The organism is Bradyrhizobium genosp. SA-4 str. CB756 (genome assembly GCF_000473125.1).
GTDB lineage: Bacteria > Pseudomonadota > Alphaproteobacteria > Rhizobiales > Xanthobacteraceae > Bradyrhizobium > Bradyrhizobium arachidis.
In genome coordinates this window covers 5,352,834-5,375,009 of the sequence record NZ_KI421499.1, presented here as the reverse complement: position 1 = coordinate 5,375,009, position 22,176 = coordinate 5,352,834, and the positions used below count along the sequence as shown (strand labels likewise).

Sequence of the window (22,176 nt, the reverse complement as noted above, 5' to 3'; positions counted from 1 at the left end):
GAATTAATGAAATTCGACGTAAAATCAGCGCCTTGAGGCTGGAGATGGCCGATATCGAGGCGTCCGTCCGCGACCTCGTCAATCGCGATCGCGACTGCACCGAAAAAGCTCTGGCGCAGATGGATCTGCGCCGGAGGATCAATCTGCTGATCGGCGAATGGAAGGCCGCCGGCGGTGGCGACGTCCTGCCTGATGTCCGCGACCGGGTGCGCCTTCGTCCCGTGAAGACAGCCGTCAATCCGGTGCGCGCCATCGCGCGCCGCTGAGAGTTCGGAGGCGCGCGGTGGAGGAAGACCCGGACACGTACCGGATTCTAAGACTGCGCGCCGAAATCCTCGAGCTCGGCTCCGCGATCCGGCAATTGCAGCGCGAGGGATTGGATGATGCTGCGGCCCAGCTCCTGATTGCGCGCAAGCGCGCGCAGCTCGACCAGCTCGTGAAAGCCAATGCTGTGGGGCGCGTTTAACATCCCTGACATCCGACGCAGCTAAAGCGAGCGCGCTACGCGACACGCTGGAGCTCGCCGATGCACGATGCCGAAATGGCCGCTTTGATACAGGCCGTGCTGGACGACGTCTGCGCCGGGCTTCCTCTCTCCGAACTGGCGACGCGCGAGCGTGTCGCCACGCGGCTGCGTGAGGCCGCGCAAACAGATCGCCGCTCGATCGAGGATCTAAAACAGGCTGCGCGAGATGCTCTGGTCCGCGCACCGACGATGTGGCGCTAAAGCATGATCCGGAAAAGTGCGAAGCGGTTTTCCGGAAAGATCATGCGTAAACAACAACCTAAAGCGCGATGACGATTCATCCAAATCTCATCGCGCTTTAGCGCCCGGTGTGGTCATGACTTGACCGCCATCAGGCCGCTGCGGCAAGCCGCACATCCCCGTGAGATGCCGCCGGTTGCTCGGAACGGAAGCCGGTTCGACCGATTGACCGGGCTCCTCTCATAGCGATGGAGCGTTCCATGGATCTCAAGGGCAAGACGATTGCCATTCTCGCCACCAACGGTTTCGAGCAATCGGAACTGGAAGTGCCGCGCGATCGCCTGAAGCAGGCTGGCGCGACGGTCCACGTCGTCTCGCTCGCGGCGGGCGAGATCAAGGGCTGGGACAAGAAAGATTGGGGACGTCCGGTGAAGGTCGACAAGACGCTCGACCAGGTTTCCAGCAACGACTACGACGCGGTCGTGCTGCCCGGCGGCCAGATCAATCCGGATCTCTTGCGCGTCGAGCCGAAGGCGCTGTCCTTCATCAAGGAGATATTCAACGCCAAGAAGATTGTCGCTGCCGTTTGCCACGCGCCTTGGCTCCTGATCGAGACCGGCATCGCCAAGGGTCGCAAGATGACGTCATACAAGTCGATCAAGACCGACGTCATCAACGCCGGCGCGACATGGGAAGACTCACAAGTCGTCGTCGATCAGGGCGTCATCACCTCGCGCAACCCCGGCGACCTCGACGCCTTCAGCGCCAAGATCATCGAAGAGGTGAAGGAAGGTCGTCACGTCCAGCGCAGCGCTGCCTGACCTTTGCTGCACTGTTTCGACGAAAAGCCCCGCGTTGCCGCGGGGCTTTTGTTTGAGATGCGGCCGAAGCTATTTGAGCTTACTTGCTCATGCCGCCCTTGGTCATCGTGCCGCCCTGATCGGAGCCCGGGCCAGAACCGCCTTGGCCGGAGGCGTCGGGGCCTTTGGAGGGCTTGGTGTTGGCGCCGGTGGTCTGCGACGATGACATCGAGGATCCATGCTTGGCCTTGTGCGACTTGGCCTGCGCGGCGAACGGGGCGGCTGCAAGGCCGGTTGCCAGCATCACGGTGAGAGCGAGCTTGGTCGTCTTCATGCGGGGGAACTCCCTGAGTTAAAATGACGCAGGCTGCCAACCGCCGTCCGTCGCAGGAGTTCCCAACAAAGATTTCGCTCGCTTCACGCAAGCTTCAAGGTTGCTTGTCCTCTGCGAGGATGAACACGACGCCGGTGAGTGTCGCGCCGATCGCGAAGGTCGTCACGAGTGTGAGGGTGAAGACGATGACGGCCTGGCGACCGCCGTCATTCAAGAGATTGGCGACCGCTGGATTGGACAGGATGAGCGCGAGGCTGAAGGCGAGGCCGAGGGCTGCGCCCATCATCGCATGCGTCATCAGCTTGATGATGCCAGTGGGAGAAATCAGATCCGATGACTTTTTCGCGCGCATGGAACTGCGTCCCGAATCCAGCAGGCAAACGCGCGAGACGTTCTTTGGTTCCATCCGGATCAAGGAATTCCGTCGCGCGCTTCATCCGACGTTCATGCCGGGCTTGCGAGGATATGGGCCAGCAACACGGGAACATTCGATATGGGTAAGGTAGTTTTTCTTTACCGCTCGCTGGCCTATCGCAACGCGGCCGCGGACATCTTGCGCAAGGCACGCCAGTTGCCGCGCGGCGCGGAGCGAAGCGCGGCCCGCCGCTATGCGAAGGCGCTGCGCGATCTGGCCCGAACGGAAGCCTGGCTTGAGGGGCGCATCGCTCGCGAACCGCAGACGGCACAGCGCAGGACCAGCGCGGCGTCGGGCTAACCGGATGCGCGCTGCAATTCGACGGAGCCGGCCGCCTCGAACTTGCCGGGTGCCGTCGTCGCCGCAGACTTGCGTGTCAGCGGCACGTCCAGGCGGCACAACAGGCCCTCCGCTCGCCAATCGAATTGCGCCTGTCCGCCGAGCTGGGACTCGACGCTGGCAAGCAGGCTGCGCGTGCCGAACCCGCGCGATTTCGGCGTCCTGACAAGCGGGCCGCCGGATTCCTCCCAGGTCAGCTTGAGAAGGTCGTCCTCGACCTGCCAGCCGATCATGAGCCGCCCGGACCGCGTCGAGAGCGCGCCATACTTTGCCGAATTGGTGAAAAGCTCGTGCAGCGCCAGCGCCAGCGTCTGGGCGGTGGCCGGCAGCAACTGAACTTCGGGACCGGCGAGCTTGATCTGGCCGCCGAGCGAATAGGGCGCAAGCTCTTCGTCGATCAGCCTGGAGAGCTCGGCGCCCTGCCAGCTCGACAGCGACAGGATCGTATGCACGCGCGCCAGCGCGTTGATGCGGCCCTCGACGGCGTTGACATAGGCCTTGACCTCGTCGGCCCGGGTCAGGCGCACGATCGATTGCGCCAGCGCCAGCGCGTTCTTGGCGCGATGATCGACCTCCCGCGCCAGCAGATTCTGCCGTTCCTCGGCCCGCTTGCGCTCGGTGATATCAACCGTGACGCCGCTCACCCGCACGACACGGCCGGCGTGGTCCAGCGTTGCGGCCGCCGTGCCGACGCACCAGCGCACCTCGCCGTCGGGACGGTTGACGCGAAATTCCCCTTCATAGGCACGCGCGCCGGTGTTGAATGCCGCAACCGCCTCGCCGAACCGATCGATGTCATCCGGGTGCAGCAGCGCCTGGATGTTCGCCGATGTGACGTTGAAGGTCTCCGGCGTCACGCCGAAGATGCGGAACTGGCCCTCGTCCCACATCCAGTCGCCGTTGATCCAGTCCCAGTCCCATGATCCCATCTTGCCGGCGGCGATCGCCATGCTGCGCCGCTCTTCGCTCTCGCGCAGCTTCGCGGTGGAGTTCTCCAGTTCCGCCGTGCGGGCGCGGACGCGATCCTCGAGGTCCTGGTTCAGCCGCTCGAGCTCCCGCGTCTTGCGATAGAGCTCGGCAAACACCTTGACCTTGGCGCGCAGCACCTCGGGCACAACAGGCACGGGGACGTAGTCGACCGCGCCCATCTCGTAGCCGCGCAGCCGGTCGATGTCGCTGACCTGGATCGCCGAGATGAAGATCATCGCGGTCTTCTGGAAGCGCGGATGCTCGCGGATCATCGCGGCGAGCTCGAAACCGTCGAGCTCGGGCATGCAGACGTCGACCAGGATCACCGCGATCTCGGTCTTGAGCAGCACCTCCAGCGCCTCGCGGCCGGACGAAGCGATCACGAGGTTCTCGCCGAGATCCTTCAGGATCACCTCGTAGGCGAGCAGCTTGGCCGGCTGGTCGTCGACGAGGAGGATATTGACCTTTTCGTGGTCCATTCGCGGATCCAGCTCAACGGTGCAGCCACATGCGGATCGCAAGCAGCAATTGATCGGTGTTGACGGGTTTGGCGAGGTAATCGGACGCGCCGGCTTCCAGGCATTTCTCACGGTCGCCCTTCATCGCCTTGGCGGTCAGCGCGATGATCGGAAGTCGGGCGAAGGCCGGATTTTCGCGAATGACGCCGATGGTCTGATAGCCATCCATCTGCGGCATCATGATGTCCATCAGCACGATGGCGATTTCCGGGTTGGATTCGACCAGTGTGACCGCCTCGCTGCCGGTCGTCGCCGTCAGCACCTTCATGCCGCGCCGTTCCAGCACGCTCGACAGCGCGAAGATGTTGCGGGCGTCGTCGTCGACCAACAGGGCGGTCTTGCCGATCAGATCCTCGTCGGAACTGTTCAGCTTCTCCAGCATGCGCTGCTTCTCGACCGGCAGTTCCGTGATCACGCGGTGCAGGAACAAAGCGGTCTCGTCGAGCAGGCGCTCCGGCGATTCCACGCCCTTGACCACGATGCTGCGCGCCATGGTGTGGAGTTCCGCGTCTTCCTCCGCCGAGAGCTCGCGGCCGGTGAAGACCACGACGGGAATGTTCGACAGCGCATCGTCCTTGCGGATCTGGTCGAGCACCTCGAAGCCGCTCATGTCAGGCAGCCTGAGGTCGAGCACGACGCAGTCGCAGGGCGCCTCGCGCAGCGTTGAGAGCGCGCCCGCGCCGGTGTCGGTTGCCACGATCTCGATGTCGTCATGGTGCAGGAGCTCGCGGATCGAGAGCTGCTCGGCCTCATTGTCCTCGACGATCAGCAGCCGCTTGCGCCGCGGCTGCGCATATTCCTTGATCTGCGTCAGCGCAGCTGCCACGCCTTCCGTCGTCGTCGGCTTGTTGACGAAGGAGAAGGCGCCGCGGGCCAGTGCGTGCTGGCGGTCCTCGTCGAGCGTAATGATCTGTACGGGGATGTGGCGGGTCAGCGGATTGTGCTTGAGCTGGCTCAGCACCGTCCAGCCGAGCATGTCGGGCAGGAACACGTCGAGCGAGACGGCCCGCGGCTGGTACTGCTTGGCAAGCTCCAGCGCTTCGGCGCCGCGCGCGGCGACCAGGACCTTGAAGCCCTTGTCGCGGGCGAGATCCACCAGCACGCGCGCGTAATGCGGATCATCCTCGACGATGAGCAGGATGGTGTCGCCGGGTTCGAGGTTGAGACGGTCGTCGGGCAATTGCTCGATGACGCGCTGCTGCTCGGGCGCGGACGGCTGCAGCGCGGGCGGCTGGCTATAGGCCTGCGGTGCGGGCGCGCGCGGCGCCAGCGTCGGGCCGGAATATTTCAGCGGCAGATAGAGCGTGAAGGTCGAGCCCTTGCCCGGCGCGCTGCGCAGATGGATTTCGCCGCCGAGCAGGCTTGCGAGCTCGCGGCTGATGGCAAGACCAAGGCCGGTGCCGCCGTATTTGCGGCTGGTGCCGGCGTCGGCCTGCTGGAACGCTTCGAAGATCAGCTTCTGCTTCTCCAGGGGAATGCCGATGCCGGTGTCGGAGACTTCGAATGCGATCACGGCCGGCGCGGAGTTCAGCACCGGGTGATCCGTGCCCCAACCGCCGACGGCGCCGGCGACCGTCAGGCACACCTCGCCTTCGGCGGTGAACTTGAAGGCGTTGGAGAGCAGGTTCTTCAGGACCTGCTGCAGCCGCTTGGAGTCGGTGACGATGCTGCGCGCAAGGTTCGGATCGAGGTCGATCTTGAACGACAGGTTGCGGTTCTCCGCCTCGTGCCGGAACGGCCGGCCGACGGTCTCGAGCAGGTTCGCGGTCAGGATCTCCTCGGCGTCGACCGTCACCGTGCCGGACTCGATCTTGGAGAGATCGAGAATGTCGCTGATGAGGTTGAGCAGGTCGGTGCCGGCGCCATGGATGGTGCGGGCGAATTCGACCTGCTTGAGGGTGAGGTTGCCGTCCGGATTGTCGGTGAGCTGCTGCCCCAGGATCAGGATCGAGTTCAGCGGCGTGCGCAGCTCGTGGCTCATGTTGGCAAGGAATTCGGACTTGTACTTCGAGGTCAGCGCGAGCTCGGTCGCCTTTTCCTCCAGCGCACGGCGGGCCTGCTCGATCTCCTGGTTCTTCCGCTCGACCTCGACGTTGCGCTCGGCGAGCTGCTGCGCCTTCTGCTCGAGCTGGTCGTTGGTCTGCTGCAATTCGCGCTGCTGGGTCTGGAGCTCGCCGGCCAGCTGCTGCGACTGCTTGAGCAGGCCTTCGGTCTGCATCGTCGCTTCAATCGAGTTGAGCACGATGCCGATGGAGTCAGTGAGCTGCTCCAGGAACGTCATCTGCGAGGTCGTGAACGAGACCAGCGAGGCGAGCTCGATCACGGCCTTGACCTGGCCCTCGAACAGCACCGGCAGCACGACGAGGTTCTTGGGCGCGACGCGGAACAATGCCGAGTTGATCGGCACGACATCGGACGGAATGTCGGCCACCACCCGCGGCCGCTTGTCGAGAGCGCACTGGCCGATCAGGCCTTCGCCGAACTGGAGCACGCGCTGATAGGGATAGACGCCGTCGCTGGCATAGGAGGCGAGCAGCAAGAGCTGCGGATTGTCCTCGTTCTCGACCTGATAGATCACGCCGGTATGGGCATTCACAAGCGGTGACAGCTCGGTGAGCAGCAGTCGGCCGACGGTGGCCAGGTCGCGCTGGCCCTGCAGCATGTTGGTGAATTTGGCGAGATTGGTCTTCAGCCAGTCCTGCTCGGTGTTCACGTCCGTCGTCAGACGGAGGTTCGTGATCATCGTGTTGATGTTGTCTTTCAACTCGGCCACTTCGCCGCGGGCGTCGACCTGGATCGATCGCGTCAGATCGCCCTTGGTCACGGCGGTCGCCACTTCCGCGATCGCGCGCACCTGCGAGGTGAGGTTGGCCGCCAGAAGGTTGACGTTACCCGTGAGGTCCTTCCAGGTGCCGGCGGCGCCGGGCACGTCGGCCTGACCGCCGAGACGGCCCTCGACGCCGACCTCACGCGCCACCGAAGTGACCTGATCGGCGAAGGTCGCGAGCGTCTCGGTCATGTTGTTGATGGTATCGGCGAGGGCTGCGACCTCGCCCTTCGATTTCACGGTGAGGTTCTGCTTGAGATCGCCGTTGGCGACCGCTGTCACGACCTTGACGATGCCGCGGACCTGCTCGGTCAGGTTGGCCGCCATGAAGTTCACGGTGTCGGTGAGATCCTTCCAGGTGCCGGCGACGCCGGGCACCTGCGCTTGGCCGCCGAGTTCGCCCTCGGTGCCGACTTCGCGCGCCACGCGTGTCACTTCGCCGGCGAAGGCGTTGAGCTGGTCCACCATGGTGTTGATGGTGTTTTTCAGCTCGAGGATTTCGCCCTTCACGTCCACGGTGATCTTGCGGGACAAGTCGCCGCGCGCCACGGCGGTGGTGACTTCGGCGATGTTGCGGACTTGCGTCGTGAGGTTCGCGGCGAGCAGGTTGACGTTGTCGGTGAGGTCCTTCCAGGTGCCGCCGACGCCGGGCACGACGGCCTGACCGCCGAGCCGGCCTTCGGTGCCGACCTCGCGCGCCACGCGCGTCACTTCGGCGGCGAAGGAGCGGAGCTGCTCGACCATGGTGTTCAAGGTGTCCTTGAGCAGCAGGATCTCGCCGCGCACGTCGACCGTGATCTTCTTCGACAGGTCGCCGCCGGCGATCGCGGTCGCGACCTCGGCGATGTTGCGGACCTGGGCCGTCAGGTTCGAGGCCATGAAGTTGACGTTGTCGGTGAGGTCCTTCCAGGTGCCGGCGACGCCGGGCACCTCGGCCTGACCGCCGAGCTTGCCTTCGGTGCCGACCTCGCGGGCGACGCGCGTCACTTCGCCAGCGAAGCCGTTGAGCTGGTCCACCATCGTGTTGATGGTGTTCTTGAGCTCGAGGATTTCGCCCTTCACGTCCACGGTGATCTTGCGGGACAAGTCGCCGCGCGCCACGGCGGTGGTGACTTCGGCGATGTTGCGGACCTGGGCGGTGAGGTTGCCCGCCATCGAGTTCACGCTGTCGGTGAGGTCCTTCCAGGTGCCGGCGACGCCGGGCACGTTGGCCTGGCCGCCGAGACGGCCTTCGGTGCCGACCTCGCGCGCCACGCGCGTCACCTCGCCCGCGAAGCGGTTGAGCTGGTCGACCATCGTGTTCAGCGTGTCCTTGAGCTGAAGGATCTCGCCGCGCACGTCCACGGTGATCTTGCGCGACAGGTCGCCGCCGGCGATCGCGGTGGCGACTTCGGCGATGTTGCGGACCTGGGCGGTGAGGTTGCCCGCCATCGAGTTCACGTTGTCGGTCAGGTCCTTCCAGGTGCCGGCGACGCCCGTCACCTGGGCCTGACCGCCAAGCTTGCCTTCGGTGCCGACCTCGCGCGCGACGCGCGTGACTTCGCCGGCGAAGGCGTTGAGCTGGTCGACCATGGTGTTGAGCGTTTCCTTCAGCTGAAGGATCTCGCCCGACACGTTCACGGTGATCTTCTTCGACAAATCGCCCTTGGCGACCGCGGTCGCGACCTCGGCGATGTTGCGGACCTGGCCAGTCAGGTTCGAAGCCATCGAGTTGACGGAGTCGGTGAGGTCCTTCCACGTACCGGCGACGCCGCGCACTTGGGCTTGGCCACCGAGCTTGCCTTCGGTGCCGACCTCGCGCGCCACGCGCGTGACTTCGCCGGCGAAGGCGTTGAGCTGATCCACCATGGTGTTGATGGTGTCTTTCAGCTCGAGAATTTCGCCGCGAACGTCCACGGTGATCTTCTTCGACAGGTCACCGCCGGCGACCGCGGTCGTCACCTCGGCGATGTTGCGGACCTGCGCGGTGAGGTTCGACGCCATCGAGTTGACGCTTTCCGTCAGGTCCTTCCAGGTGCCGGCGACACCGAGCACGTTGGCCTGGCCGCCCAGTCGTCCTTCGGTGCCGACTTCGCGGGCGACGCGCGTGACTTCGCCGGCGAAGGCGTTGAGCTGGTCGACCATGGTGTTGAGCGTTTCCTTCAGCTGAAGGATTTCGCCCGAGACGTTCACGGTGATCTTCTTCGACAGGTCGCCGCCCGCGATGGCGGTGGCGACGTCGGCGATGTTGCGGACCTGCGCGGTGAGGTTCGACGCCATGAAGTTGACGTTGTCGGTGAGATCCTTCCAGGTGCCGGCCACACCAGGCACCTGGGCCTGGCCGCCAAGCTTGCCTTCGGTGCCGACCTCGCGCGCGACGCGCGTCACTTCCGAGGCAAAGGAGTTGAGCTGGTCCACCATGGTGTTGATGGTGTCCTTCAGCTCCAGGATCTCGCCGCGCACGTCCACCGTGATCTTGCGCGAGAGGTCGCCGCGAGCCACGGCCGTGGTGACGTTGGCGATGTTGCGCACCTGTGCGGTGAGGTTGCCGCACATCGCGTTCACGGAATCGGTCAAATCCTTCCAGGTTCCGGCAACGCCGGGCACGATCGCCTGGCCGCCGAGCTTGCCGTCGGTGCCGACCTCGCGCGCCACGCGGGTGACTTCGGAGGCGAAGGAGCGCAGCTGGTCCACCATCGTGTTGATGGCTTCCTTGAGCTGAAGGATCTCGCCGCGGACGTCGACCGTGATCTTCTTCGACAAGTCGCCGTTGGCCACCGCGATCGTCACCTCGGCGATGTTGCGAACCTGGTTGGTCAGGTTGTTCGCCATCGAGTTGACGCTCTCGGTCAGGTCCTTCCAGACGCCGGTCACCTCAGGCACCTGGGCCTGGCCGCCGAGCTTGCCTTCGGTGCCGACCTCGCGCGCCACGCGCGTCACCTCGGAGGTGAACACGCCGAGCTGCTTGATCATGGTGTTGACGATGGTCGCCGACTGCAGGAATTCGCCGCGGAGCGGCCGGCCGTCGACATCGAGCTTGACGGTCTGGAGCAGGTCGCCTTGGGCGACGGCGGCGACCGCGCGGGTCACCTCGCGCGTCGGCCAGAGCAAATCGTCGATCAGAGTGTTGACCGAGCCTTCCATGTCGGCCCAGGAGCCCGAGGCGAGGCCGAATTTCACGCGCTGGCGGGTCTTGCCTTCGCGGCCGACGACCTGGCCGACCAGCTCGAGCTGCTGCGCCATGCGCTGATTGGCGGCGATGATTTCGTTAAAAGTGTCGGCGATCTTGCCGTCGATACCGAGATAGTCGCCGCTCATCCGCGCGGAGAAATCGCCGCTGCGCATGGCCTGTAAGACGAGTAGCAGTTCCGCCCGGGAATCCGGCTCTGACATACCGTTGGTTTTAGGTTTTGGGACGCGACGACCGGAGCGTGATGCAGTTCCGGGATCGAGGTCGCTCATACTGATTCCCCCGCAGGCATCGGCCGAATCCTGGCACAACGCGGTTGGTCAAAATAGAGCGTCAGCCAAATTCGAAATCAAGCGTTAAGGTTGCGACGCGTGCAAATGGAACCTGCTTTGCTCAGCCCGGCCGATTTAACGGTGATCAATCGGATTGGTTCCATGCGGCTTCGGAAAAAATTGCCATAGGCGTGGTGACCCTCCACGCCGGCGATGCTCGGAACGGAGCGCCGCCCCTGCGGTTAGCCCGAAAGAGAGGGAGTGTGCATATGAGAGCAGGAATTGCCGCGATCATCGTCTTATTGTTCGCCGCGGGATCGGCGTTCGCCCAGGGTACGCCGAGCGGCCGCGGGGCCGTGACCGGCGATCCCGCCGCCAGCTCCGCTACCCCGCATGCCGGCTCGTCAACCACCGGGAGGAGCTCGACCAGGTCGAACCCGAGCGGCAGCGGCACCTCGACCTCGGGCGGCAAGGATGACAATGGCGATGCGGGCCGGGACAGGATGCCGGACAGCGACCGCACCGTGCGGCCGGAGAGCCAGCAACATCATCCGAATGACAAGTAAAGCGGCTATTTATCCGCCATGGTGCGCTCGGCATCTCTAACCTGCGAGCGCAGCGCCGGGAGCTGCTCGCGCGCGAAGGCGGCGAGTTGCGCATTATCGGGTGCCTTCAGATAGTGATCGAGCAGGCTGATGACGGATTCATACTCGGGAATCTGTGCGGCATAGAAGCTTCTGACGTAAGTCGGCCCGTCCGAATTTTCGGGTTCGACGAGGCCTGCGCTCACCGATGTCGTCTTGCCGGCGCGCGGCTCGGTGCCGATCGCCTCCTGGATTTGCTTCAGCGCCTTGTCGCGCTTGGCCGCCTCTTCGGCGCGCAAGGCGGCGAGGTTCTTGACCTCCGCGTTGCCCTTCAGATCGGTGCTCTCCAGAAGGCCCTGCTGGAAGCGGCTGAAGCTGTAGAGGCCGCTGATGACGTCGGTCGTGGTCGGCGTGCGGTCGCCGGCCGTTCGCTCACCCGTATTGTCGGCGGGCGCCGCGGTGCTGATGAAGGTCAGGACAATCGCGACAAGAATCCTCATGCAGCTCCAATGACTGGCGGCGTGCGAAGTTCCCTAACCTTACGATGGAGTAAGGCCGGTTGCGACGCGGGAGTTCCATCCCCAGATGCTTGTGATGAAACAGTCTGACATCTTCAGGGATAACGCGGACAACTGTCTTCAGCTCGCCGAGCGAGCGGAGGGACAACCTGCCCACAAGCGTTACTCACGCATGGCGGACGCCTGGACGGCGCTCGCCAACGAGCAGGATTGGCTTGATGGCGAAATCCCGCCCGTTACGATCCGGACCCCTCAAACGCGAAGTGCGTAAGTAACTCTCCGCTTCGTGGATCCGCGTGTGAGACCGCTCACGGAATGCAAGCGACCAATTTGGGATCATTGAGCAACAGTCGATCGCGTTGATTTTTCCGATTCCGGAAGGAGGTTTTGCGATGGCTCCACGTCTGGCTCTGCTTTCACTCATTCTCGCCTTCGGCGTCTCGGTCGCGTTCGCGACGGTGACGACCGTTCGGCAGGTGCATCTGGAGAAGGCATCGGTCGCGGTCCACGCCGCGCACAGTTAGTGCCACGCCGGAACATTCGGCGCCGCGGTGCGTAAGCGCTTCGAGACATCGGAGAAGCGAGAGGACATCATGGCGCATTCCGACCACGGCATCGTTAGGGATAAGCGCGCTGAAGACCAGCCCAGCGACAAGCAGCGCGCACAGACCGTGCACAAGACGGATCCCCAAAAAACGAATCCGAAGGGCTCGCCGTCGCGTGAAGCGACGCGCGATCCCAAGCTTAACGACAACAGCAAGACGCCGGGCTCGGGCATGACGCCGGATGATTCCGGCTCCGCACCGAGCGGCTAGAGCACGATCCGGAAAACTGTGAAGCGGTTTTCCGGAAAGATCATGCTGCAAAAATAGCGCGAGGAACGAATCCCCGCGCGAAGAGTCGACGGGTTGCTTCCGGCTGTCATGCCCCCGGTGCGCCGGAAGCAATCTCCAAGGACGGCCCCGGCACTCCCGTGCCGGGGCCGTTTTGCTTGCGAGTAGGACGTTGGATTAGTCGTCCTTGCCGGTGTCAGGCTCGCCCTGAGTGTGGCCCTCAGGGCCGCGGCCGAACACGCCGAAGCTGCTCGATTTCACGCCAGCCACGGCGTCAACGCCGAGGGCGGCCAGTCCGAACTTGAGTAGTTCGCGGACCGCTGCTGCACGCGTGGGCATACGGTGTTTGAACCGGAAATCGTCAACGGCGGCCAACTCTTCCGGCGAGAGCATGACCTGAAGGCGCTCGGCGCGAAGGTCGTTCATGGTCGATCACGCAAAATGTGTAAGTTGAGTAGTTTACTCAATGAACGAACTTGTCTGGAGTTCCACAAGAGTCGGAAAAATCATCAAATTAGTAAGAAACATCAGTAAAATCAATAAGTTACGTTGAAACGACTCGTGCGATGGCGCATTCTCTTTGAAAGGGAGAGAAGCCATGACACAGGACGTCAGGTTACCCCGCAAGCTTTCCGAGGAGCCCGAAGCCCCCAAGCCGGTGCGTCCGAGCCACCAGAAGGTCATCGAACAGGTCGAGCGCTGGGCCAACAGCCCCGGCCTGCAACCGCCGAGGACGGACGATGCGAAGACGATCTGAGCCGCACACATTCGAGCAACGCCTCGATGCGCACAGGCTGCGGCTCGAGCATGAGCTGTCCGGCTTGCCGGACGGACACCTGCGCGACTCGGTTCTCGCGCGCCTCGATCAGCTTCAGACCGCCGCCGAGATGTACGGTTTCCTGATGTTACGAGAAGAGGCTACGGCTCCTCGCTGATCACGCCCGGCGTTCGGACTGTCTGCGGCCGGAGGTGATGCGAAGCGTCCGCCTCAGCGACCACGCCGCCACCGCGACGGCAGCCCACACCAGAAAGGCGGCGGCGAATGCGCCGACCACACTCGCCGGAACCAGGGCGTAAAAGACAGAAGCGAACGCCACAAGACCAATGCTTCCAAGAGCGGCCCCCGCAGCGTCCAGCGCTGCGGCCTGCTGCCCGCGTCGCCGCCCACTGAGGCCGGTCTTCTCCTTGGCGCGGCGCTCATGGCTCTCGATGAGCGTCGCACTGGCGCAGAGGACGGCGGGGAGCGCGAGGAACAGCCCGCCAACGGCGACGCCGAAGCGCGCGCTGACGAGGCCAGCGAAAACCGTGGCCAGGCCTCCGAACAGGAAGCGAATGCCGTATTCGTACCAGCGCGTCTGCTTGAGCGAGGCGGACGACAGCTTGACGAGCATCACGCCGCACCTCCGAAGCCCGCGAGCAGGCCGAAGGCGACCACGAGCCATACCGCGAAGGCGGCAATGGTGGCCGGCAGCGCGGCGAGACGAAGCCTCATCACCAAATGGCAGACCGCGAGGCTGTAGCAGGCGAGGGCAATCGCGCCGTAGATCATCGTCCAGCTCTCGGCCGCAGCATATTGCGGGCCATGCTGGACCACGGCGATGCCAAGCGTCGCCAGCGCGACCGAGGGCGCGGCGCCGAGCAGCCCGGCAAAGCTTTTCGGCCGCAGCATGTCGCCGCAGATCGCGAACACGGAGACGATCAGGCCGCCGGCGATGAAACGCACGAGATATTCCGTCATGGCCGCACCCGGAAAGCTGAAGGCCGCGGCTGCCCTGACTTTCCGAGTGTGAACGGCCTGAGCAGCCGCTCGACGAGGACGCCGAGCGTGAAGCCTACCACCACGTCGCTGGTCCAATGCGCAAGCAGCGCCACCCGCGTCAACGACAGCGCCACGGCGAGCGCGCGCGCCACCCGGCGCCGCGCCGGCGACAACAGGCCGGCGGCGGAGGCGAGTGCCCCCATATGCACGGCGTGACCTGAGGGAAATGCGTCCCGGGATCGTCCGGAAAAGGGAATGCCGCGCCGATGGCCGCGCACTGTCAGCCGGTCCGGTCTCGTCTGATTGAACACTGACTTCAGGACGTGCGGCAGCACGGCTGTCGCCATCGACACCATCAGCACGTGATCGGCAAGGCGGCGCTCCTGCGGTTGCCGCAGCCTTGTGTAGAGCCATCCTGCCGCGGCGAGTGCGAGCAGCACGTGCTCGTCGGCGCCCCACGTCAACGTCTCGGCAGCGTGCTCAAGCCCTGGGTTGGTGTGGTCCGCGATCTCGTTCGCGATCGCTGTATCGATCCGGGTAGGTTTGACAGTTGCGAGCGCCATCGGTCCGCAGGCGGTGGTTCCTTTGTGACAGTTATGTAAACCAGGAAGGCGGCGATCGTTCCTGGCTTTTACCTGTCATCGGCCCGCGGCGCCGAGGCTATGGCTGACCTGATCCGCCGGCGGATCCATACACCTGACCGGTCGCGTAGCTTGCGTCCGCCGCGGCCAGTTGCACGTAAATGGACGCGAGCTCGGCAGGCTGGCCGGGGCGCCCGAGCGGAGTCATGCCGCCGAACTTCTCGAGCTTCTCCATCGATGCGCCGCCGGAGACCTGCAGGGGCGTCCAGATCGGGCCCGGCGCGACGCCGTTGACGCGGATGCCTTTCGGGCCGAGCTGCTTGGCCAGCGACTTCACGTAGTTCATCGTCGCCGCCTTGGTCTGCGCGTAATCGTAGAGCTCCGGAGACGGATCGTAAGCCTGCTCGGAGGTCGTGCCGATGATGCAGGACCCGGGCCCCAGATGCGGCAGCGCCGCCTTGATGATCCAGAATGGCGCGTAGATATTCGTCTTCATGGTCGCGTCGAAATCCTCGGACGATACATCGACGATCGACTCGCGGCTCTGTTGGCGTGCGGCGTTACAAACCACGATATCGAGCCCGCCCAGCTGCTGTACGGCCTGCTCGACCAGCGTCTTGCAGAAAGCCTCGTCGCGGAGATCGCCGGGGATGGCAACGCCGCTGCGGCCTTCCTTCTTGATCAGCGCGATCACGTCCTGCGCATCTGCCTCCTCGGTCGGGAAATAGTTGATGGCGATGTCGGCGCCTTCGCGCGCATAGGCGATCGCGGCGGCGCGGCCCATGCCGGAGTCGCCGCCGGTGATCAGCGCCCTGCGGCCGGCAAGGCGGCCGGAGCCCTTGTAGCTGGTCTCGCCATGATCGGGGCGCGGCTCCATCTTGCCGGCAAGACCCGGCCAGGGCTGCGACTGCTTCTTGAACGGTGGCTTCGGATAGCGGATGACGGGGTCGATCAGCTTCTGCTCGGCCATGGATGTCTCTCCTTTCACTGACGAAGACGCCAGCGAAGCCGCCGCGAGCGTTGTGCTCGCGGCGTGAACGACGTGCCGGCGGGTGAGTGAGGTCTTGTCTTGCTGTGCCACGATGGTCTCCGCGATTTTGAGATCAATCCGCCGAGACCGGCATCGTTGCTAACGGGGAGGACCGCAAGGGCCGGCGTCCATCAGAAGATGGTTACTTCGACTGACCGACGCTCGGGGCCTTGCCGAGCTCCTTGGCCATGTCGAGATGGTGCTTGAGTGCCGGCAGGGTCTTGCCGGCCCAGTCCTTCAGCGCGGAATTGTCGCCGCCCTTGGCATAGCGTTCGAACAGCGACACGGCGTCCTCGTGGGCGCTGACCTGGTAGGAATTGTAGTCCGAGCTGAAATCCTTGCCCGTCGCGCCCTTGAGCTTGTCGAGCTTGCTCTGGTGCGAGCTGTCGAGCGCCGTCGGCAGCGTCGCCTGCACCTTGCCGCCGCTGACCAGGCCCTTCAGCTCGCCGCTGGTCTTGGTGTGGTCCGTCACCATCTGCTGGGCGAAGGCCTTCTCCTGCGCATTGCCCTTCTGCTCGGCGAGCTTGCTCGATTCGATCTCGAACATGTCGCTGATCGCCACCTCCTTGACGAAGTCGGCTGTGGTGGGCGCGACGCCGAGTGCCGAATTGACCCCGGTCTTCTCGCCCAGCGACTGGGCGAGCGCGGGGCCTGCAAGCAGCACGCAGGCGATGGCGACGATGGTCCGTTTCATGGTCCGATCTCTCCGATGTGGGCGCGCAGCCTCCCGCCGCGCGACGTTGCGCCGACCAACCCACCGCTGGGGCCGAGGTTCCTAACGGCTAATCGGTGGGGTTGCGGCCGGTGCGCGGATTGATCGGATCGGTCGGCTTGCGCCGCAGCCGCTCGGGCAGAAACGGCTCGCTTGGCGAGGCCGAAGGCTCTGCACGCACGTCGGCATGGTGTTGTGCGCGCTCGTGGGGCGTCTTGTTGTCGTTGAAGTGCTGCTTCACGTCGACGCCATCGACGGGGTCGTTGACGCCATGCTGGATATCGCGGAAATCGCTCATGGTTCACTCCTTTCCGGGCAGGATGGTTTCGAGCACCTGCCGTGCCGCGCCCTTGATGACGCTGCTCTCGTTCGGATCGCCCTTCATCAGCGCGAGCGAGAAGTTCTTGGCCTGCTGGAGCGTGATGTGCGGCGGCAGCGGCGGCACCTCGGGATCGGTCTTCACCTCCAGCACGACGGGCCTCTCGCTCGCCAGCGCCTGATCCCAGGCCGAGCCGAGCAGCTGCGGACTGTCCACGAAGATGCCGGTGAGGCCGATCATCTCGGCGAAGCGGGAATAGGACACGTCGGGAATGCGCTGCGAGGCCTCGAACTTAGGATCGCCGTTGATGATGCGCTGCTCCCAGGTGACCTGGTTGAGATCCTCGTTGTTGAAGACGCAGACGATGAAGCGCGGGTCGCGCCAGGAGCGCCAGTATTTCGCGGCCGTGATCAGCTCGGCCATGTTGTTCATCTGCATCGCGCCGTCGCCGACCAGCGCAATCACCGGCCGGTCCGGATGGGCGTATTTCGCGGCAAGCGCATAAGGCACCGCGGCGCCCATCGAGGCGAGGCCGCCCGAGAGCGAGGCGATCATGCCGCGGCGTATCTTCAGATCGCGCGCGAACCAGTTGGCGCAGGATCCGGAATCGCTGGTGATGATGGCGCGGTCAGGCAGGCGCGGGGACAATTCCCAGGCGACCAGTTGCGGATTGACCGGCGCGGCTGGCTGATGCGCGCGGTCGTCCAGCGTCTTCCACCATTTTGCGAGGTCCTCTTCGATCCCCTTGCGCCAGGCTCCATCGGCCTTCGGCGCGAGCCGCGGCAGCAGCGCGCGCAAGGTCTCTGCGGCATCGCCGACGAGGCCGACTTCCATGGGAAAGCGGATCGACATCATGCTGGCGTCGATGTCGATCTGCACGCCGCGCGCAGCGCCTTCCTTGGGCAGGAATTCGGCATAGGGAAAGGCGGAGCCGACCATCAGCAGCGTGTCGCAGCCCATCATCATGTTGTAGCTGGGCTCGGTGCCGAGCAGCCCGATCGCGCCGGTCACCCAAGGCAGATCGTCCGGCAGCGCCGCCTTGCCGAGCAGCGCCTTGGCGCAGCCAGCCGACAAGCGGTCGGCGACCGCGATGACCTCGTCGGTCGCGTGGAGCGCGCCGGCGCCGACGAGCATCGCGACCTTCTTGCCGGCGTTGAGCACCTCCGCGGCGCGGTCGAGATCGGCGTCGCGCGGCAAGATGCTGGGCGCATTGTAGCCGACGCTGGAATGCAGCGTGCCGTGCGCACGGGGCGGGCTTTCGTAGGGCTCTTCCTGGAGATCGTTGGGCAGGATGATCGCGGTGGGAGCACGCCGGGCCAATGCAGTCCGCACCGCGCGATCGATCAGGTGCCGCACCTGCGCGGGCGAGGACGCCTGCATGACATAGGCGCCGGCAACGTCCTTGAACATCGAGACGAGGTCGAGTTCCTGCTGGTAGTTCCCGCCCAGCGCATCGCGTGCCTGCTGGCCGACGATCGCCAGCACCGGCTGGTGATCGAGCAGCGCATCATAGAGGCCGGTGATGAGATGCGAGGCGCCCGGGCCCGAGGTCGCGATGCAGACGCCGAGCTCGCCCGAGAACTTCGCATAAGCGGTTGCCATGAACGCGGCCATCTCTTCGTGCCGCGCCTGCACGAAGCCGATCTTGCCGTCCGCCCGGTTCAGCGCGCCGAACACGCCGTTGATGCCGTCGCCGGGATAACCGAACAAGTGCCGCACGCCCCATTGATGCAGGCGCTGGACGATGAAGTCGGAGACGGTCTGGGACATCGAGGCGGCTTCCGGTTTCTCTCGGTGTGACGTTAGAGAACCGCGCGTTTCCGGCGATGTTCCTGAATGTTGGGCAGGTTGCGTGCCGGAACGATCGCTCGCCTGTGCGGTTGGTTCACACATTGGCAGAGTGGAGAATTGATATGTTGAATCAAGGCGAACTGGACCGCGGCGAGATGGGCCGGTTGATCGGCAGCGACAAGGTCGAGGGAACATCGGTCTATGGCGCGGATCGCAACCGGATCGGCTCGATCGAGCGTGTGATGATCGACAAGGTCAGCGGCAAGGTGTCCTACGCCGTGCTCGGCTTCGGCGGCTTCCTGGGGCTCGGCAATGATCACTATCCCTTGCCCTGGCAGTCGCTCAAATACGACACGGAGCTCGGCGGCTATGTCACCGGCATCACCACCAAGGAGCTGGAAGGCGCGCCGAAATACGGCGATCGGAGCGACTGGAACTGGGGTGACGACGCCGCGGTTCGCGGCATCAACTCCTATTACGGCGTTCCCTTCGCATAGCATCCAGCGAAGGAGCCTGCGATGAGCAAGGAACGACCCAACGACGATCCCCGGCAGCAGAATGACTGGGGCTCGCACAGTCAAACGGACACGCCCTGGAAGGGCACTCCGGAGAAGGAGCAGGGGTCGGGCAAGGTGAAGCCCGATCTCGAGAAATGGCATGAGACCAAGACGCACTGAGCAAGTTCGTCTTACCGACACTTCAGACAAGCGCGGCACCGAGAGTGCCGCGCTTGTTTTTTGAGCGATGCAATCACGAATGGCGGTGAGCTTCTTTAAAGCCGGAACCATGCCTCAGCGCTGCGGTTAGGCTCGCAGTGCGCGAGCTGCTCGTCTCTGCTCTCCCGCCGGTTTAGTCCGCAAGAAAGGTGTTCACCGTGGATGCTCAGACACGGCAGCGCGATCCGTCCGCGGAGCAGCCGCAGAGGGCGAAGGAGGCTCCGAAAACCCCTCCTGATCAGACCCGCGACGCCGACGGCCAGAAGTCGGCGCAGACGCCATCGCTGCGCGACCGGCTGCGTGAGCATTGGCTGCTGGCAAGTGTCGGCACCGTCGTGCTGATCGCAGCCCTCGTCGGCGGCGTGCTCTATTGGCTCGAGGTCCGCCACTACGAATCCACCGACGACGCCTTCGTCGCGGCGCGCAGCTTTTCCGTGGCATCGAAGGTCGGCGGCTACGTGACCGACGTGCCGGTTACCGACAACCAGCATGTCAAGGCCGGCGATCTGCTGGCGAAGATCGACGAGCGCGACTACCGGATCGCGGTCGATCAGGCTACGGCTCAGGTTGAAGTCTCCAAGGCCAACATCGCCAATGTCGAGGCGCAGATCGTCTCCCAGGAGGAGCAGATCAAGCAGGCTCAGGCCCAGCTCGATCAGGCGCAGGCCCAGCTCCAATTCGCGCAAGAGGAGTTCAAGCGCGCGGAAGATCTGGTCGAGAAGGGCGCCGGCACCGTGCAGCGCCAGCAGCAGACGCGCTCCGACCTTCAGGCGCAGCAGGCCAATACCGAGCGCGCCAAGACCGCGGTCACGACCGCGCAGGTCGGCATCAAGACGCTGCAGGCGCAGCTCGAAGGCGCCAAGGCACAACTGGAGCAATCGCAGGCGCAGCTCGATCAGGCCAAGCTGAATCTGCAATACACCAGCGTCGTCGCGGCGCAGTCCGGCCGCGTGGTCAAGCTGTCGGGCGCCAAGGGCACCTTCGTCACGGCAGGCCAGAGCCTGATGATGTTCGTGCCGGACGAGGTCTGGATCGTCGCCAACTACAAGGAGACGCAGCTCAACGACATGCGTCCGGGCCAGCCCGTCGAGATCCGCATCGACGCCTATCCCGGGCGCAAGCTGACCGGCCATGTCGATTCCGTGCAGCCGGGCTCCGGCACCGCGTTCAGTCTGCTGCCGGCGGAGAACGCCACCGGCAATTACGTCAAGGTGGTGCAGCGCGTGCCGGTGAAGATCGTGGTCGACAACTGGCCGGCCGATCTGCCTGTCGGTCCCGGCATGTCGGTCGTGCCCTGGACCAGGGTGCGATGACCGACGCCACGCAAGAGGGCGCCGGAGGCTGGTCGCCGGAGCGCTCGGCGGCCGGTGGACACAATCCCTATCTGATCGCCTTCGTGGTCTCGATCGCGACCTTCATGGAGGTGCTCGACACCACCATTGCCAATGTCGCGCTGCGCCACATCGCCGGCGGGCTCGCGGTGGGCCTCGACGAGAGCACCTACGTCATCACCAGCTATCTCGTTGCGAATGCCATCGTGCTGTCGATCTCGGGCTGGCTGTCGACCGTGATCGGCCGCAAGCGCTTCTACATGATGTGCGTGGCGACGTTCACGGTGGCATCGCTGCTGTGCGGCTTTGCCTGGAATCTGGAGGCGCTGGTGCTGTTCCGGATTCTCCAGGGCCTCGGTGGCGGCGGCATGGCGACCAGCGAGCAGGCGATCCTCGCCGACTCCTTCCCGCCGCACAAGCGCGGCCAGGCCTTTGCGATCTACGGCGTCGCCGTCGTGGTCGCGCCGGTGATCGGCCCGACGCTCGGCGGCTGGATCACCGACACCTACAGCTGGCACTGGGTGTTCCTGATCAACGTGCCGATGGGCCTGCTCTCGCTATTCCTGGTCGGCACGCTGGTCAAGGAGCCCTCGGGCGCGGAGGAAGAGAGGCAGAAGCTGCTGAGCAAGGGCCTGCGGGTCGATTATGTCGGTTTCGCACTCGTCGCAATCGGGCTGGGCTCGCTCGAATACGTTCTCGATGAAGGCCAGCGCAACGACTGGTTCGGCTCGAACATGATCATCGTCTTCGCGGTGCTGGCGGCGGTGTCGCTGCTCGCGCTGATCCCGTGGGAGCTGACGCGCGAGGATCCCATCGTCGACCTCCGTCTGCTCGGCCGGCGCCAGTTCGGCGCCTGCTTCCTGGTCATGCTCGGCACCGGTGCGGTGCTGATCTCGACCACGCAGCTTCTGCCGCAACTGCTCCAGACCGAATTGAACTACACGGCCATGCTGGCCGGACTTGCGCTGTCGCCCGGCGGCGTCGCGACGCTGGTGCTGATGCCGGTGGTCGGTCGCCTCATCAGCACCGTGCAGCCGAAATATCTCATCATGTTCGGCGCTGCGGTCGTCGCGTTCTCGATGTGGCATCTCACCGGGCTCAGCGGCGACATCACCTACGGCTATGCGGCATTGTCGCGCATCTTCCTCGCGATAGGTCTTCCTTTCCTGTTCCTGCCGGTGACGACCGCCTCCTATGACGGCGTGCCGCCGGACAAGACCAACCAGGCTTCTGCCTTGATCAACGTCGCCCGCAACATCGGAGGATCCATGGGCGTTGCGCTGGCGCAGACCATTTTGGCGCAGCGCCAGCAATTCCATCAGAGCCGTCTGATCGAGCACGCCGCACCGTCCGATCTCGGCTATCAGCAGACCATCGACGCCATGACGCGCTACTTCCAGGCCCAGGGCTCGAATGCGAGCGATGCGGCGTCACAGGCGGTGGCCTGGGTCGGCCGCACCTTGCAGCAGCAGGTCGACTTCCTCGCCTATATCGACGTGTTCTGGACGCTTGCGATCGTTGCGGTGCTGATGATCCCCACCGCGGCCGTGCTGCGGCCGATCGATCTGCATGCGCCGGCGCGACATTGAGCTCGTGGGTATTTGACGGCTCTATGTTGGGATTATAGCCTCCGGCCCAATCACGTGTCTTGCC

At 64.6% G+C, this 22,176-nt stretch carries 28 protein-coding genes; 15 read left to right on the top strand and 13 right to left on the bottom strand.

Features of this window, described 5'->3' with window-relative positions; genetic code table 11:
- The first annotated feature begins 44 nt into the window (after positions 1–44).
- From BRAGE_RS0126175 to BRAGE_RS0126160, 4 genes are all read left to right on the top strand, one after another.
- Complete coding sequence (locus BRAGE_RS0126175) at positions 45–266, top strand: hypothetical protein (RefSeq protein ID WP_027558242.1); 222 nt, start codon at positions 45–47, stop codon at positions 264–266.
- A gap of 17 nt (positions 267–283) precedes the next feature.
- Positions 284–466, top strand: coding sequence for a hypothetical protein (locus tag BRAGE_RS53040; RefSeq protein WP_084334204.1), 183 nt, complete (start codon positions 284–286; stop codon positions 464–466).
- A 60-nt stretch (positions 467–526) separates the two neighbouring features.
- Positions 527–727 (top strand): hypothetical protein, encoded by a 201-nt coding sequence (locus BRAGE_RS0126165; RefSeq protein WP_027558243.1) that lies wholly within the window; start codon positions 527–529, stop codon positions 725–727.
- 239 nt (positions 728–966) lie between these two features.
- Positions 967–1,527 carry a type 1 glutamine amidotransferase domain-containing protein gene (locus BRAGE_RS0126160; protein ID WP_027558244.1) on the top strand — a complete coding sequence of 187 codons (561 nt, stop codon included), beginning with the start codon at positions 967–969 and terminating at the stop codon, positions 1,525–1,527.
- A 79-nt stretch (positions 1,528–1,606) separates the two neighbouring features.
- Here the strand turns inward: BRAGE_RS0126160 and BRAGE_RS0126155 are convergent, their stop codons facing one another.
- Together BRAGE_RS0126155 and BRAGE_RS0126150 are read right to left on the bottom strand one after the other, a co-directional pair.
- A complete protein-coding gene (locus BRAGE_RS0126155) occupies positions 1,607–1,840 on the bottom strand; it encodes a hypothetical protein (RefSeq protein ID WP_027558245.1) in 234 nt (77 codons plus the stop codon).
- 94 nt (positions 1,841–1,934) lie between these two features.
- Positions 1,935–2,192, bottom strand: a complete 258-nt coding sequence (locus BRAGE_RS0126150) for a hypothetical protein (RefSeq protein WP_027558246.1) — start codon at positions 2,190–2,192, stop codon at positions 1,935–1,937.
- Positions 2,193–2,333: 141 nt separating this feature from the next.
- On the opposite strand from BRAGE_RS0126150, the gene BRAGE_RS0126145 reads away from it, so the two are divergent.
- A complete protein-coding gene (locus tag BRAGE_RS0126145) occupies positions 2,334–2,555 on the top strand; it encodes a hypothetical protein (protein ID WP_027558247.1) in 222 nt (73 codons plus the stop codon).
- Here BRAGE_RS0126145 and BRAGE_RS0126140 read toward each other — a convergent pair.
- Together BRAGE_RS0126140 and BRAGE_RS0126135 are read right to left on the bottom strand one after the other, a co-directional pair.
- Positions 2,552–4,042 (bottom strand): HWE histidine kinase domain-containing protein, encoded by a 1,491-nt coding sequence (locus tag BRAGE_RS0126140; protein ID WP_027558248.1) that lies wholly within the window; start codon positions 4,040–4,042, stop codon positions 2,552–2,554. The two genes, BRAGE_RS0126145 and BRAGE_RS0126140, sit on opposite strands and share 4 nt — an antisense overlap.
- Positions 4,043–4,055: 13 nt before the next feature.
- Complete coding sequence (locus BRAGE_RS0126135) at positions 4,056–10,349, bottom strand: HAMP domain-containing protein (protein WP_028146366.1); 6,294 nt, start codon at positions 10,347–10,349, stop codon at positions 4,056–4,058.
- Positions 10,350–10,618: 269 nt separating this feature from the next.
- On the opposite strand from BRAGE_RS0126135, the gene BRAGE_RS0126130 reads away from it, so the two are divergent.
- Positions 10,619–10,915, top strand: a complete 297-nt coding sequence (locus BRAGE_RS0126130; RefSeq protein WP_035730072.1) for a hypothetical protein — start codon at positions 10,619–10,621, stop codon at positions 10,913–10,915.
- 5 nt (positions 10,916–10,920) lie between these two features.
- Here the strand turns inward: BRAGE_RS0126130 and BRAGE_RS0126125 are convergent, their stop codons facing one another.
- On the bottom strand, positions 10,921–11,433 hold the full coding sequence (locus BRAGE_RS0126125; protein WP_027558251.1) for a DUF4142 domain-containing protein: 513 nt from the start codon (positions 11,431–11,433) through the stop codon (positions 10,921–10,923).
- A gap of 94 nt (positions 11,434–11,527) precedes the next feature.
- On the opposite strand from BRAGE_RS0126125, the gene BRAGE_RS56905 reads away from it, so the two are divergent.
- The 3 genes from BRAGE_RS56905 (at position 11,528) to BRAGE_RS0126110 (ending at position 12,266) form a co-directional block, all read left to right on the top strand.
- Positions 11,528–11,722, top strand: a complete 195-nt coding sequence (locus BRAGE_RS56905) for a hypothetical protein (RefSeq protein ID WP_027558252.1) — start codon at positions 11,528–11,530, stop codon at positions 11,720–11,722.
- Between the two features lie 121 nt (positions 11,723–11,843).
- The gene (locus BRAGE_RS57605) at positions 11,844–11,975 is read left to right on the top strand and encodes a hypothetical protein (protein ID WP_265440642.1); all 132 of its coding nucleotides are present in this window, start codon (positions 11,844–11,846) and stop codon (positions 11,973–11,975) included.
- A gap of 69 nt (positions 11,976–12,044) precedes the next feature.
- On the top strand, positions 12,045–12,266 hold the full coding sequence (locus tag BRAGE_RS0126110) for a hypothetical protein (protein WP_027558253.1): 222 nt from the start codon (positions 12,045–12,047) through the stop codon (positions 12,264–12,266).
- A 195-nt stretch (positions 12,267–12,461) separates the two neighbouring features.
- Here BRAGE_RS0126110 and BRAGE_RS0126105 read toward each other — a convergent pair whose 3' ends face one another.
- Complete coding sequence (locus tag BRAGE_RS0126105; protein ID WP_027558254.1) at positions 12,462–12,710, bottom strand: hypothetical protein; 249 nt, start codon at positions 12,708–12,710, stop codon at positions 12,462–12,464.
- 172 nt (positions 12,711–12,882) lie between these two features.
- Between BRAGE_RS0126105 and BRAGE_RS56000 the strand changes: the two genes are divergently transcribed.
- On the top strand, positions 12,883–13,041 hold the full coding sequence (locus BRAGE_RS56000; protein WP_167336524.1) for a hypothetical protein: 159 nt from the start codon (positions 12,883–12,885) through the stop codon (positions 13,039–13,041).
- On the top strand, positions 13,025–13,219 hold the full coding sequence (locus BRAGE_RS56435; protein WP_027558255.1) for a hypothetical protein: 195 nt from the start codon (positions 13,025–13,027) through the stop codon (positions 13,217–13,219). The genes BRAGE_RS56000 and BRAGE_RS56435 overlap by 17 nt, the downstream gene beginning before the upstream one ends.
- Here the strand turns inward: BRAGE_RS56435 and BRAGE_RS0126085 are convergent, their stop codons facing one another.
- The 7 genes from BRAGE_RS0126085 to BRAGE_RS0126055 all read right to left on the bottom strand — a co-directional run bounded on the left by BRAGE_RS0126085 (position 13,220) and on the right by BRAGE_RS0126055 (position 18,455).
- A complete protein-coding gene (locus BRAGE_RS0126085; RefSeq protein ID WP_027558256.1) occupies positions 13,220–13,675 on the bottom strand; it encodes a DUF3147 family protein in 456 nt (151 codons plus the stop codon).
- The gene (locus BRAGE_RS0126080; RefSeq protein WP_027558257.1) at positions 13,675–14,022 is read right to left on the bottom strand and encodes a DUF3147 family protein; all 348 of its coding nucleotides are present in this window, start codon (positions 14,020–14,022) and stop codon (positions 13,675–13,677) included. The genes BRAGE_RS0126085 and BRAGE_RS0126080 overlap by 1 nt, the downstream gene beginning before the upstream one ends.
- Complete coding sequence (locus BRAGE_RS0126075) at positions 14,019–14,606, bottom strand: phosphatase PAP2 family protein (protein ID WP_027558258.1); 588 nt, start codon at positions 14,604–14,606, stop codon at positions 14,019–14,021. The genes BRAGE_RS0126080 and BRAGE_RS0126075 overlap by 4 nt, the downstream gene beginning before the upstream one ends.
- 97 nt (positions 14,607–14,703) lie before the next feature.
- A complete protein-coding gene (locus BRAGE_RS0126070; protein ID WP_027558259.1) occupies positions 14,704–15,594 on the bottom strand; it encodes an SDR family oxidoreductase in 891 nt (296 codons plus the stop codon).
- 202 nt (positions 15,595–15,796) lie between these two features.
- Positions 15,797–16,348 carry a DUF4142 domain-containing protein gene (locus tag BRAGE_RS0126065; RefSeq protein ID WP_027558260.1) on the bottom strand — a complete coding sequence of 184 codons (552 nt, stop codon included), beginning with the start codon at positions 16,346–16,348 and terminating at the stop codon, positions 15,797–15,799.
- Between the two features lie 88 nt (positions 16,349–16,436).
- Positions 16,437–16,664 carry a hypothetical protein gene (locus BRAGE_RS0126060; RefSeq protein ID WP_027558261.1) on the bottom strand — a complete coding sequence of 76 codons (228 nt, stop codon included), beginning with the start codon at positions 16,662–16,664 and terminating at the stop codon, positions 16,437–16,439.
- A gap of 3 nt (positions 16,665–16,667) precedes the next feature.
- Complete coding sequence (locus tag BRAGE_RS0126055) at positions 16,668–18,455, bottom strand: thiamine pyrophosphate-requiring protein (RefSeq protein ID WP_027558262.1); 1,788 nt, start codon at positions 18,453–18,455, stop codon at positions 16,668–16,670.
- 143 nt (positions 18,456–18,598) lie between these two features.
- On the opposite strand from BRAGE_RS0126055, the gene BRAGE_RS0126050 reads away from it, so the two are divergent.
- The 4 genes from BRAGE_RS0126050 (at position 18,599) to BRAGE_RS0126035 (ending at position 22,112) form a co-directional block, all read left to right on the top strand.
- Positions 18,599–18,973, top strand: coding sequence for a PRC-barrel domain-containing protein (locus BRAGE_RS0126050; RefSeq protein WP_027558263.1), 375 nt, complete (start codon positions 18,599–18,601; stop codon positions 18,971–18,973).
- A gap of 21 nt (positions 18,974–18,994) precedes the next feature.
- Positions 18,995–19,153: a hypothetical protein gene (locus BRAGE_RS55995; protein ID WP_167336523.1), complete on the top strand. Its 159-nt coding sequence runs from the start codon at positions 18,995–18,997 to the stop codon at positions 19,151–19,153.
- A 197-nt stretch (positions 19,154–19,350) separates the two neighbouring features.
- Positions 19,351–20,505 carry an HlyD family secretion protein gene (locus BRAGE_RS0126040; RefSeq protein ID WP_027558264.1) on the top strand — a complete coding sequence of 385 codons (1,155 nt, stop codon included), beginning with the start codon at positions 19,351–19,353 and terminating at the stop codon, positions 20,503–20,505.
- The gene (locus tag BRAGE_RS0126035; RefSeq protein ID WP_027558265.1) at positions 20,502–22,112 is read left to right on the top strand and encodes a DHA2 family efflux MFS transporter permease subunit; all 1,611 of its coding nucleotides are present in this window, start codon (positions 20,502–20,504) and stop codon (positions 22,110–22,112) included. Before BRAGE_RS0126040 ends, BRAGE_RS0126035 begins: the two co-directional genes overlap by 4 nt.
- Positions 22,113–22,176: the final 64 nt, after the last annotated feature.

Coding starts and splice junctions, on each gene's coding strand:
- BRAGE_RS0126175 (WP_027558242.1), top strand. CDS start 45: ATGGCCGATATCGAGGCGTCCGTCCGCGACCTCGTCAATCGCGATCGC.
- BRAGE_RS0126165 (WP_027558243.1), top strand. CDS start 527: ATGCACGATGCCGAAATGGCCGCTTTGATACAGGCCGTGCTGGACGAC.
- BRAGE_RS0126160 (WP_027558244.1), top strand. CDS start 967: ATGGATCTCAAGGGCAAGACGATTGCCATTCTCGCCACCAACGGTTTC.
- BRAGE_RS0126155 (WP_027558245.1), bottom strand. CDS start 1,840: ATGAAGACGACCAAGCTCGCTCTCACCGTGATGCTGGCAACCGGCCTT.
- BRAGE_RS0126150 (WP_027558246.1), bottom strand. CDS start 2,192: ATGCGCGCGAAAAAGTCATCGGATCTGATTTCTCCCACTGGCATCATC.
- BRAGE_RS0126145 (WP_027558247.1), top strand. CDS start 2,334: ATGGGTAAGGTAGTTTTTCTTTACCGCTCGCTGGCCTATCGCAACGCG.
- BRAGE_RS0126140 (WP_027558248.1), bottom strand. CDS start 4,042: ATGGACCACGAAAAGGTCAATATCCTCCTCGTCGACGACCAGCCGGCC.
- BRAGE_RS0126135 (WP_028146366.1), bottom strand. CDS start 10,349: ATGAGCGACCTCGATCCCGGAACTGCATCACGCTCCGGTCGTCGCGTC.
- BRAGE_RS0126130 (WP_035730072.1), top strand. CDS start 10,619: ATGAGAGCAGGAATTGCCGCGATCATCGTCTTATTGTTCGCCGCGGGA.
- BRAGE_RS0126125 (WP_027558251.1), bottom strand. CDS start 11,433: ATGAGGATTCTTGTCGCGATTGTCCTGACCTTCATCAGCACCGCGGCG.
- BRAGE_RS56905 (WP_027558252.1), top strand. CDS start 11,528: ATGAAACAGTCTGACATCTTCAGGGATAACGCGGACAACTGTCTTCAG.
- BRAGE_RS57605 (WP_265440642.1), top strand. CDS start 11,844: ATGGCTCCACGTCTGGCTCTGCTTTCACTCATTCTCGCCTTCGGCGTC.
- BRAGE_RS0126110 (WP_027558253.1), top strand. CDS start 12,045: ATGGCGCATTCCGACCACGGCATCGTTAGGGATAAGCGCGCTGAAGAC.
- BRAGE_RS0126105 (WP_027558254.1), bottom strand. CDS start 12,710: ATGAACGACCTTCGCGCCGAGCGCCTTCAGGTCATGCTCTCGCCGGAA.
- BRAGE_RS56000 (WP_167336524.1), top strand. CDS start 12,883: ATGACACAGGACGTCAGGTTACCCCGCAAGCTTTCCGAGGAGCCCGAA.
- BRAGE_RS56435 (WP_027558255.1), top strand. CDS start 13,025: ATGCGAAGACGATCTGAGCCGCACACATTCGAGCAACGCCTCGATGCG.
- BRAGE_RS0126085 (WP_027558256.1), bottom strand. CDS start 13,675: ATGCTCGTCAAGCTGTCGTCCGCCTCGCTCAAGCAGACGCGCTGGTAC.
- BRAGE_RS0126080 (WP_027558257.1), bottom strand. CDS start 14,022: ATGACGGAATATCTCGTGCGTTTCATCGCCGGCGGCCTGATCGTCTCC.
- BRAGE_RS0126075 (WP_027558258.1), bottom strand. CDS start 14,606: ATGGCGCTCGCAACTGTCAAACCTACCCGGATCGATACAGCGATCGCG.
- BRAGE_RS0126070 (WP_027558259.1), bottom strand. CDS start 15,594: ATGGCCGAGCAGAAGCTGATCGACCCCGTCATCCGCTATCCGAAGCCA.
- BRAGE_RS0126065 (WP_027558260.1), bottom strand. CDS start 16,348: ATGAAACGGACCATCGTCGCCATCGCCTGCGTGCTGCTTGCAGGCCCC.
- BRAGE_RS0126060 (WP_027558261.1), bottom strand. CDS start 16,664: ATGAGCGATTTCCGCGATATCCAGCATGGCGTCAACGACCCCGTCGAT.
- BRAGE_RS0126055 (WP_027558262.1), bottom strand. CDS start 18,455: ATGTCCCAGACCGTCTCCGACTTCATCGTCCAGCGCCTGCATCAATGG.
- BRAGE_RS0126050 (WP_027558263.1), top strand. CDS start 18,599: ATGTTGAATCAAGGCGAACTGGACCGCGGCGAGATGGGCCGGTTGATC.
- BRAGE_RS55995 (WP_167336523.1), top strand. CDS start 18,995: ATGAGCAAGGAACGACCCAACGACGATCCCCGGCAGCAGAATGACTGG.
- BRAGE_RS0126035 (WP_027558265.1), top strand. CDS start 20,502: ATGACCGACGCCACGCAAGAGGGCGCCGGAGGCTGGTCGCCGGAGCGC.